This window comes from Thermus sediminis (genome assembly GCF_003426945.1).
Classification (GTDB): domain Bacteria; phylum Deinococcota; class Deinococci; order Deinococcales; family Thermaceae; genus Thermus; species Thermus sediminis.
Genome location: NZ_QURO01000004.1, coordinates 1,526,102 through 1,535,000 on the forward strand (window position 1 = coordinate 1,526,102; position 8,899 = coordinate 1,535,000).

Below are 8,899 nucleotides of genomic sequence, written 5' to 3' on the forward strand. Positions count from 1 at the left end.
GTATGCTCTACGGACTCATGGCCTACTTTGACTCGCCAGAGAGGCTCCTTGAGGCCCTAAGGGCCCTGAGAGGGGCGGGGTACCGCCACCTCGAGGCCTTCACCCCCAACCCGGTGGAAGGGATAGAGGAGGTCCTGGGAGGGGACGGGCGCATCCCTTGGGTGGCCTTCGCCTTGGGGGTTGTTGGGGCGGGCCTTGGCCTCTTCCTCCAGATCTACACCAGCCTGGACTACCCCCTGAACGCCGGGGGCAAGCCCCTTCTGGGCTGGCCTGCCTTTATACCGGTAACCTTTGAGCTCACCATCCTGACCATCGCCGTGGGCATCTTCCTCTACCTCCTCTACGTAAACGGCCTGCCCCTGGCCGATCACCCCGCGGTCCGGGCGAGGAGCTACGTGCGGGTCCTCCTGGATGAGTACGGGGTCCTCGTCTACGCCTCCGATCCCCGGTTTGACCTGGAAGGTACCAAGGCCCTTTTGGAAACCCTGGGGGCGGAGGTGGAGGAGGTGCGCCGTGCGTAGGCTCATCCTCCTCTTACCTCTGCTTTCCGCCTGCGGCTGGATGTGGGACCAGCCCAAGGTGAAGCCCTTCAGCGAGGCGCCTTTGCAGGTTTCCGTTCCCGAGGAGCGCGTCCGCTTCGGGGACGACCTGAACCTCATCGCCCGCACCGGCCTCAGTCCCGAGGGCGGGTTCGCTGAGAGCCCCTACGCCTTCGCCGAGGAGGAGCTCCTTCGGGGAAAGGTCCTCTACCAAAGCTTCTGCGCCATCTGCCACGGGCCGGCCGGGGAGGGGGATGGCCGGGTGGTTCCCCTAGGGATGCCCCGGCCCCGCCCCTTCCAAGAGGTGCAGGACCAGCCCGAGGGCTACCTCTACTTCGCCGCCACCAACGGCTTTGGCCGCATGCTCTCCTATAGAAGCCGCATTCCAGAAAGGGAGCGCTGGCTCATCGCCCACTACATCAAAAGGTGCCTGATAGAGGAGGCCTGCCCTCCGGAGGTGGTCCATGCAGAGGTCTATTGAGTTAAGCCCTTCCTGGGCCCTTTTCCTAGGCCTTGGCCTCTATGCCCTAGCCTTTTTCTTCGGCGCCCCATCCGCCTACTTCCCCTTCGCCTTCTTCCTCCTCCTCTCCCTAGGGGCGCTTCTCATTCTCCTCCTGCACAACGCCCTCTCCAGCCGCTGGGGGGTGCCCCTGGAGCCCTACCTCTACCCCCTGGCCCGCCTCCTCCCCCTGATGGGCCTCCTGGGCCTTCCCTTCTTCCTCTTCCTGCCGGAACTCTTCCCTTGGGCCCGCCCCGAGGCCCCCTCGGACGCCATCCTGGCCCACCGCGCCCCTTACCTGAATCCTCCCTTCATGCTCCTCCGCTACGCCCTCTTCTTCACCCTCTTCGCCTGGGTCCTCCTGAAGCTTAGGCCTGGGGAGCACCGGGCGGAGGTGGGGGCCTTTGGGCTTCCCTTGGTCTTTGCGGCGGGTACTTTTTTGGTCTACGACCTCTTTAAGAGCCTCGAGGCCCACTTCACCTCCGCCTCCTACGGGGCCATCCTCCTCCTCACCGCCGTCATCCTGGCCCTTTCCGTGGCCGTGGCCCTGGCGGCGAGCCGGGGCACCCCCGCCCTCATGGGCCAGGCCCAGAACCACACCAACCTCCTCCTGGCCTTCTCCATCATCTGGATCTACCTGGAGGCCACCACCCTGGTCATCATCTGGGGAGCGGACCTATCCCATGGGGCGGAGTTCTACCTGAAGCGCCTCGAAGGACCCTGGGACGGGGTGGCCGCCCTCTGGGTGGTGGGGGGGTTCTTCCTGCCCTTCCTTTACCTCCTCACCAACCTGCCCAAGCGGGAGGCCCGCTACCTCCTCCCCGTGGCCCTCTGGATCCTCGCCTTCCACCTTCCCCACCTGGCCTGGTACCTCCTCCCCGCCCTGGGCCTGGGGGTGGGTCCGGGGGAGGTCCTAGGCTTCTTGGGCCTGGGCTTCCTCTTCGCCAGCCGCCTCCGGCAGGGTTAGGCCAGGGTCACCCGGTCCCGCCCCGCTTCCTTGGCCCGGAGGAGGGCGTAGTCCGCCTTGAGCACCCACTCCTCCACCTGGGCCTCGTTCTCGGGTACCTCTCCCCCAGCGATCCCCGCCGAGAGGGTGAGGGGGTAGGGAATGGGGGGCACCCGCTCCGTGCGGAAGCGGTGGCGAATTCGCTCCACCACCTCCCTGGCCGCTTGGCGGTCGGCCCCGTAGAGCAAGAGCAGAAACTCCTCCCCCCCGTAGCGCACCGCCAGGTCCTCCCGGCGCACGCTGGCCTGGATGAGCCTTCCGAGAAGCTTTAGCACCTCGTCCCCCACGGGGTGGCCATAGGTATCGTTCACCCCTTTAAAGCAATCGATGTCCAGCATGACTGCGCTGAGGGGGATCCCGTAGCGCCGGGCCAGGGCCAAGAGCTTGGGGAGCTCCGCCTCCAGCCCCCGCCGGTTCAGAAGCCCCGTGAAGGGGTCGGTGAGGGCCAGGGTACCCCACTCCACCTGTTTGAGCACCTGGCGGACGCGCTCCCCCAGGAGGCTGAGGAAGCCAGGGGGAACTTCCTCCTGAGGGGGCCCCTTCAGGTACAGGTAGGCGGTGTCCCCGTTCAGGGGAACGGGGAGGGCATGGGGGGTGCGTTCCCCCACCAGGCCCCGGCGGCTGAGCACCTCGAGACCCACCGCCTCCGGCAAAACCTCCCTTGTAGCTTCCAAGGCCTGCAGGAGGACCGCTTCGGGGCTTAGGGTCTGGGTAACGCGGGGGGAGAGCCGGGCCAGGGCCTCCAGGAAGCGGGTCCAGCGCCTCCCCCTTTCCAGGGCCCGGTACCGCTCCAGGTGGGCGGCGAAGAGGAGGCCCAAGGCTCCCACCATCCCCCCGTAGAGGGCCAGAAACCGCACCCCCAACGGGGCGGGGCCTTGCATGGAAAGGGCGGGCATGAGGAAAAGCCCCCCCAAGGCCAGGGCTTGGGGAAGGAAGGAGGGGGGAGGCCTTTCCTGGAAGGCTGCCCCTAGGGTCAGGAGGAGGTAGCCTAGGGTCCAGAGGAGGTGGAGGGGGTGGCCCGTGGGGTAGCCCTCCCCTGCTTGCAGGTGGGCGCGGGCCATGTTCGCAACCAGGAAAAGGAGGACCCCCACCCCGAGAAGGGCCCGCCCGGGAGCGAAGCCCTCTTGAAAAAGGCCTTCTAGCCTGGGGAGAAGGAGAAGGAGAAGAAATGCGCCCCAAATAGGGTAGATACGGTCTACCCCCAGCTCGGGCTGGAAGGCGGCGAGGGCCCCGAGGAGGGCCAGGGGCAGGAGGGCCAGGGTGAGCCTAGGCAACCTCCCCGGAAGCCGGAGAAGGGCCAGGGTGAGGGCAGCGTAGCCCGCCAGATAGGGGAACTCCAGGTGAAGCCCCGGGGACAGGTGGCCCAGGTCCTCGACGGTCCGGGCCAGGTCCCCCAGGCCTAGAAAGAGGAGGCCCAGGGCAAAACCCCAGCCCGCTCCCTTCCAGAGGAGGTACGCCCCGCCCCCTAGGGCTACCAAGGGGGTGATGAGGCGCTCGCTCCAAGGGGCGGTGGGGGGAAATAGGGCGAGGAATAGGGTAAAGGCAATAAATACGAGCGAATAGGGAACCACGCCTTCAGTTTAGCCTAGGTCCTCAGCTCGGCGCGGGCGCTTCCGCCAAAACCTGGAGGGCCTTCCTCAAGGCCTCAATTCCCTTCAAGAATTCCCCCACGGCCACATGCTCGTAAGGAGTGTGGTCCAGGGTGGAGTCCCCAGGCCCATAGGCCACCATGGGCGCCTTCCAGTGGGGGGCCAGGACGTTCATGTCGCTCGTCCCCGTCTTCAGCTTGAAGACCGGCCTGCCTCCCGCCTTCCTAATCCCAAGGCGCAGGGCCCGGGTCAGGGGGGTGTCCTTGGGGCCCAGGTAGGGGATCTCCCGGCCAAAGAACTCCAGCTCCAAGGTGGGGGGGGCGTAGGCGGTGAGGTGGCGGATGGCCTCCTCCGGGGGAAGCCTGGGGGGAAGCCTTAGGTCAAAGAACATCTCCGCGGCCTGCTTCAGCTCTGCCGGGTGGACCCGGAAGTCCCTTAAGGTGTACTGCACCTGGTCAAAGGCCTTCTGGCCCACGTTCATGGCCTCGGCCCAGGCCTTGATGGCCACGAAGTAGCTGATGAGTTCCTCGGCGGCGTTGGGCTCGTGGTGGGCGGAGTGGAACTGGTCCTTCTCCCGCCGCACCTTCACCAGAAGCCTCCCCTTGTACCCCAAGGTGATGCCTTCCCAACCCGAGGGCTCGCCGATGACCACGTAGTCTGGCCTGAGCCGCCCCGCCACGAAGCGGGCCCCCTTGGAGCTCGGCACCTCCTCCTCTGTGGCTCCCACCAGGTGCAGGGTGAGGCGGTCTAGGGTTTCCTCAGGAAGGGAGGCGGCGGCGAAGATCATGGCCACGAAGGGACCCTTGGCGTCCACCGCTCCCCGGCCGAAGAGCTTGCCGTCTTGTAGGCGCACCGGGATCACCCCAGGCACGGTGTCTATGTGCCCCAGGAGGACCACCTGGATGGGGCCCTGGCCGATCTGCCCCCGGGCGTTGTCCGCCTCGTCCACGAAGGCCCTCATCCCCAGCTTGGCCATGCCCTCCGCCAGGTACTCGGCCACCAGGCGCTCCTCCCCCGAGGGGGAAGGGATCTCCAGGGCCCCCCTTAGGAACTCCACCGGGTCCAGGGTACCCATGCTCATTCTGTGAGGACCGCCCGCACCGCTTCCACCACCCGCTTTAGGTCCTCCTTCTCAATGACCAAAGGCGGCAGGAAGCGGATCACCGTGGGCCCCGCCTGCAGGGTGAGGACGCGGTGTTCCCTCTCCAGCCTCTGGATGTAGGGGGCGGACTTCTCCTTGAGCTCCAGCCCCACCATGAGCCCCAGGCCCCGCACCTCCCGGATCTTGGGCGAGGGGATTTCCCGCAACCTCTCCATGAACCATGGACCCAGCTCCGCCGCCCTTTCCCAGAGCCTCGTCCTTTCCAGGTAGCGCAGGGCGGCCACCCCCGCGGCCATGGCCAGGGGGTTCCCCCCGAAGGTGGTGCCGTGGCCGCCCTTGGGCATGCTCTCCGCCACCTCCTTCCTCATCACCGCGGCCCCGATGGGGACCCCGCCCCCCAGGGCCTTGGCCAGGGTGAGGATATCGGGTACGATGCCGTAGTGCTCAAAGGCGAAACGCCGGCCCGTGCGGCCCATTCCGGTCTGGATCTCGTCCAGGATAAGGAGGGCTCCCTTTCTCCAGGTGATCTCCCGGGCAGCTTCCAGGAACTCCCGCGTGGCCGGGCGCACCCCCCCTTCCCCCTGGACGGGCTCGAGGATCACCGCCGCCGTCTCCTCGTCCACGGCCTCCTTTAGGGCCTCCACGTCGTTGTAGGGGATGAAGGCCACGGGCTCTATAAGGGGGATGAAGGGCTCCCGGTACTTGGGCTCCCAGGTCACGGAGAGGCTTCCCAGGGTCCTCCCCGAGAAGCCCCGCTTGGCGGCCACGAACTTCTTCCTCCCGGTGTGGGCCCGGGCGAACTTGAGGGCGGCCTCGTTGGCCTCGGTGCCGGAGTTCACCGGGAAAACCCGGTTGAGCTCCGCGGGAAGCAGGGAGACCAGGGTCCGGTAGAACTCCCCCCGCATGGGGGTGGGCAGGGTCTGGGGCGTGACCATGAGGGTTTCCGCCTGGCGCTTCACCGCCTCCACTACCTCGGGGTTGCCGTGGCCCAGGTTGGCCACCCCGTACCCGCCCACGCAGTCTATGTACTCGTTCCCCTCGGCGTCCCAGACCCTGGCCCCCTGGCCCCGGACCAGGAGGAGGTCGTGCTTGGTGTAGACCCCGGTGTCCAGGGTCTTCTCCGCCTCCAAGAGGGCTTGCCAGTCCGTCAGCACGCTTTCCACGGGCCACCTCCTAAAAGAAAAGCCCCCGGGCCTGCCCGGGAAGCGGGGCTTCCCAGGCCGGGCTCAGGTTTTGCCCCAAGGGCCCATCTCCCCCTAAGGGTAGGGGGGTTGACGGGAGCGTGTCAATACGGGCAAACTGGAACCATGCGGAAACTTGTTGTCTTTCTATTCTTGCTCCTACCCGCTAACGCCCAGTCCTTCCTGGGGCTAAGCGGGGAAGACCGCCACCTCCTCAGCTACGGCCAAGCCTTGCCCTCTGGTCTTTGGTGGAGTGCAGGCCTAGACGGGGAAGGGGAGTGGAGCGTGCGCCTATACCTACGCCGTAGCGGACCGGTGAACCCTATTGATCCCCTCCTCTTCTCCCTCCTGGGCTTTCCCGGAGCCTATTACGGGGGAGTGCAGTTGGAAGGGGGGTATCTACCCCAGCCGGAGCCCGTTTATGCTCCCCTGCAGGTGGCCGCCTCCGCCGTGGTGGGTTTGGAAGCCTACCTGGGGGACCGGTGGGCCCTCTTCCTAGAGGCGCTGGAACCCTTCTATGGTCCCGCAGGAGCCAGGGCAGGGCTGGGCCTTCGCTACTACCTGTCGGGTAGGGAAGTTTACACCCCCACGAGTGGTTCCAATAACCCCTTTAGGGTTTTTGTGGATACGATGCCCAACTGGGGTGGCAGGCCGGCGCTGGGTCTAGCCTATGAACAGGGCTCCTGGGCCCTTTGGTTCCGGGTCTGGTTGCGTTCCCCGGGCGCGGGGGTCCACGTGTACCTGGATCGCTTTTTGCTGGGGGGCGGGGTGGGTTTTGGTGGCCTCTGGGATAGGCCCCTATGGCCCACCTTCTATGTGGGTTACCGCTTCCCCTTGGGGGAGGCCCTCGAGGGCCAGTTGCGTCTAGAAGTCCCCGTCGTGCCAGAGGCGATCATGGCCCTAGGTGTCATCGCCCCCCGCTTCGTCCTGGTCTTCCCCCTATAGAATGCCCCCGTGCGCGCCTACGTGGGCCTGGGAAGCAACCTGGGGGACCGGGCGGCCCACCTCCTCCTGGGGCTATCCGCCCTCTCCCGCCTGCCCCAGACCCAGCTTCTACGGATTTCCCCCATCTACGAGACCGACCCCGTGGGCCCGCCCCAGCCCCTCTACCTCAACCTGGTGGCGGAGCTGGAGACGGGGCTTGCCCCAAAGGCCCTTCTCTCCGAGATGCTCCGCATAGAAAAGGCCCTGGGACGGGAGCGCCGGGAGCGCTTCGGCCCGAGGACCCTAGACCTGGACCTCCTCCTCTACGGGGACCTGGTCCTGAAGGAGGGGGACCTCGAGGTGCCCCACCCCCGCCTGCACGGGCGGGCCTTCGTCTTGGTGCCCCTCCTGGACCTGGTCCCTGAGGGGCGCCACCCCCTCTTGGGCCAGACCTTCCGGGAGCTCCTCGCCCCCTTGGACCGCTCGGGGGTCCGGCCCCTTGTGCTATAGTGGGGGCATCGCGGGCAAGTCCGCGCGAGGAGAAGGAAAGTGGAGCTAGAAGCGGGAAGCATCGTAGAGGGCCGCGTGGTGCGGGTGACGGATTTTGGCGCCTTTGTGGAGCTCCCGGGCGGCGAGCAGGGCCTGGTCCACATCTCCCAGATCGCCCACGAGTTCGTGAGGAACGTCCGGGACTTCCTCAACGAGGGGGACATCGTGCAGGTCATGGTGAAGGGCCGGGATCCCAAGGGCCGTCTGGACCTTTCCATCAAGGACCTGACCCCAGCCCCCGAAGGGGGGCCGCCCCCCAGGCCCAGGCGGCTCCCCAAGCAGGCCCCTGAGTTTGAAAACAAGCTGAAGAGCTTCCTCAGGGGTACGGGGGGCTTTGGTGGCGGCAAGGGCAAAAAGGGCGGAAGGAAGAGGCGCTAACCCCAAGGGGGTTCCCCGGGGTTTATGCCCCGGGGGTTTTGCTTTAGAGTGAAGGGGTATGGCGAAGCCCATCGAGGTTACCGACGCCAACTTTGACGAGACCTTAGGCGGCCACCCCTTGGTCTTGGTGGACTTCTGGGCGGAGTGGTGCGCTCCCTGCCGGATGGTCGCCCCCATCCTCGAGGAGCTGGCCAAGGAGTATGAGGGGAAGCTCCTGGTGGCCAAGCTGGACGTGGACGAGAACCCCAAGACGGCCATGCGCTATAGGGTCATGAGCATCCCCACGGTCATCCTCTTCAAGAACGGCCAGCCCGTGGAGGTCCTGGTGGGGGCCCAGTCTAAGCGCAACTTCCAGGCCAAAATAGGGAAGCACCTTCCCCCTAACGCATGAGGATCGCCCTGGACGCCATGGGGGGGGACCGGGCCCCCCAGGCGACCGTCCGGGGGGCCCTCCTGGCGGCCCGGGAGGGGGTGGAGGTGGTCCTGGTGGGGGAGGCGGCTACCCTCAAGGCGGAGCTTTCCCAAAATGGAGGGGACCTCCCCATGGTCCACGCCCCCGATCAGATCCGCATGGAGGAGCACGCCACCGAGGTGCGCAGGCGCCCCCAGAGCTCCATCGCCGTGGCCATGGACCTCCTGAAGCGGAAGGAGGTGGCGGCGGTGGTCTCCATGGGCCATACCGGGGCCACCATGGCCGCCGCCCTCTTCACCCTGGGCCGGGCGAGGGGGGTGGAAAGGCCTGCCCTGTTGGTGGAGTTTCCGAGCCAGAAGGGTCGCACCTTCCTCCTGGACGGGGGGGCCAACGCCGACTGCCGCCCTGGCTTCTTGGTGCAGTTCGCTGCTATGGGCCTGGCCTACGCCGAGGCGAGCGGGGTCTTGGCCCCTAAGGTGGGCCTCCTCTCCATCGGCGAGGAGGAGGGGAAGGGGAACGCCCTCGTCCTCGAGGCCTACCCTTTGCTCAAAAAGGCCTTTCCCCAGCGCTTCTGGGGCAACGTGGAGGGCCGGGACATCTTCCTGGGCACCACCGAGGTGGTGGTCACCGACGGCTTCACCGGGAACGTGGCCCTGAAGCTGGCCGAGGGGGAGGCCAAGGCCCTCTTTTCCTGGATCAAGGAGGCCCTCACCTCCTCTC

The 8,899-nt window shown here is 66.7% G+C and carries 11 protein-coding genes (1 of these 11 only partly in view); 8 read left to right on the plus strand and 3 right to left on the minus strand.

Annotated features, from left to right (window positions below; translation table 11 throughout):
• The first annotated feature begins 2 nt into the window (after positions 1 to 2).
• From ATI37_RS08850 to ATI37_RS08860, 3 genes are read left to right on the plus strand one after another with little or no spacing between them, the layout of a single operon-like run.
• Positions 3 to 521, plus strand: a complete 519-nt coding sequence (locus ATI37_RS08850) for a DUF3341 domain-containing protein (RefSeq protein WP_117238032.1) — start codon at positions 3 to 5, stop codon at positions 519 to 521.
• The gene (locus tag ATI37_RS08855) at positions 514 to 1,020 is read left to right on the plus strand and encodes a c-type cytochrome (RefSeq protein WP_117238033.1); all 507 of its coding nucleotides are present in this window, start codon (positions 514 to 516) and stop codon (positions 1,018 to 1,020) included. Before ATI37_RS08850 ends, ATI37_RS08855 begins: the two co-directional genes overlap by 8 nt.
• Complete coding sequence (locus ATI37_RS08860; RefSeq protein ID WP_117238034.1) at positions 1,004 to 2,005, plus strand: hypothetical protein; 1,002 nt, start codon at positions 1,004 to 1,006, stop codon at positions 2,003 to 2,005. Before ATI37_RS08855 ends, ATI37_RS08860 begins: the two co-directional genes overlap by 17 nt.
• Here the strand turns inward: ATI37_RS08860 and ATI37_RS08865 are convergent.
• Genes ATI37_RS08865 through lysJ form a run of 3 tightly spaced genes read right to left on the minus strand, consistent with a single transcriptional unit; the run spans position 2,002 to position 5,898 of the window.
• Complete coding sequence (locus tag ATI37_RS08865) at positions 2,002 to 3,615, minus strand: GGDEF domain-containing protein (RefSeq protein ID WP_117238035.1); 1,614 nt, start codon at positions 3,613 to 3,615, stop codon at positions 2,002 to 2,004. The two genes, ATI37_RS08860 and ATI37_RS08865, sit on opposite strands and share 4 nt — an antisense overlap.
• Before the next feature lie 22 nt (positions 3,616 to 3,637).
• Complete coding sequence (locus ATI37_RS08870; RefSeq protein ID WP_117238036.1) at positions 3,638 to 4,714, minus strand: [LysW]-lysine hydrolase; 1,077 nt, start codon at positions 4,712 to 4,714, stop codon at positions 3,638 to 3,640.
• Positions 4,711 to 5,898 carry a [LysW]-aminoadipate semialdehyde transaminase LysJ gene (gene lysJ, locus ATI37_RS08875; protein ID WP_117238037.1) on the minus strand — a complete coding sequence of 396 codons (1,188 nt, stop codon included), beginning with the start codon at positions 5,896 to 5,898 and terminating at the stop codon, positions 4,711 to 4,713. The genes ATI37_RS08870 and lysJ overlap by 4 nt, the downstream gene beginning before the upstream one ends.
• Before the next feature lie 144 nt (positions 5,899 to 6,042).
• Here lysJ and ATI37_RS08880 point away from each other — a divergent pair, with 144 nt between their 5' ends.
• The 5 genes in view from ATI37_RS08880 to plsX are tightly spaced (at most 58 nt apart) and all read left to right on the plus strand, a layout consistent with a single transcriptional unit that may run on beyond the window.
• Entirely contained in the window at positions 6,043 to 6,861 is an 819-nt protein-coding gene (locus ATI37_RS08880) for a hypothetical protein (RefSeq protein ID WP_157969088.1), read from the plus strand.
• Positions 6,862 to 6,870: 9 nt separating this feature from the next.
• Positions 6,871 to 7,350: a 2-amino-4-hydroxy-6-hydroxymethyldihydropteridine diphosphokinase gene (gene folK / locus ATI37_RS08885; RefSeq protein ID WP_117238039.1), complete on the plus strand. Its 480-nt coding sequence runs from the start codon at positions 6,871 to 6,873 to the stop codon at positions 7,348 to 7,350.
• A 39-nt stretch (positions 7,351 to 7,389) separates the two neighbouring features.
• Positions 7,390 to 7,767, plus strand: coding sequence for an RNA-binding protein S1 (locus ATI37_RS08890; protein ID WP_117238040.1), 378 nt, complete (start codon positions 7,390 to 7,392; stop codon positions 7,765 to 7,767).
• Positions 7,768 to 7,825: 58 nt separating this feature from the next.
• On the plus strand, positions 7,826 to 8,158 hold the full coding sequence (gene trxA, locus ATI37_RS08895; RefSeq protein WP_117238041.1) for a thioredoxin: 333 nt from the start codon (positions 7,826 to 7,828) through the stop codon (positions 8,156 to 8,158).
• Positions 8,155 to 8,899, plus strand: partial view of a phosphate acyltransferase PlsX gene (plsX, locus tag ATI37_RS08900; protein WP_117238042.1) — the 5' portion only. Its footprint extends 236 nt past the window's final position; only the first 745 of its 981 coding nucleotides appear in the window; it begins with the start codon at positions 8,155 to 8,157; the stop codon falls past the right edge of the window. The genes trxA and plsX overlap by 4 nt, the downstream gene beginning before the upstream one ends.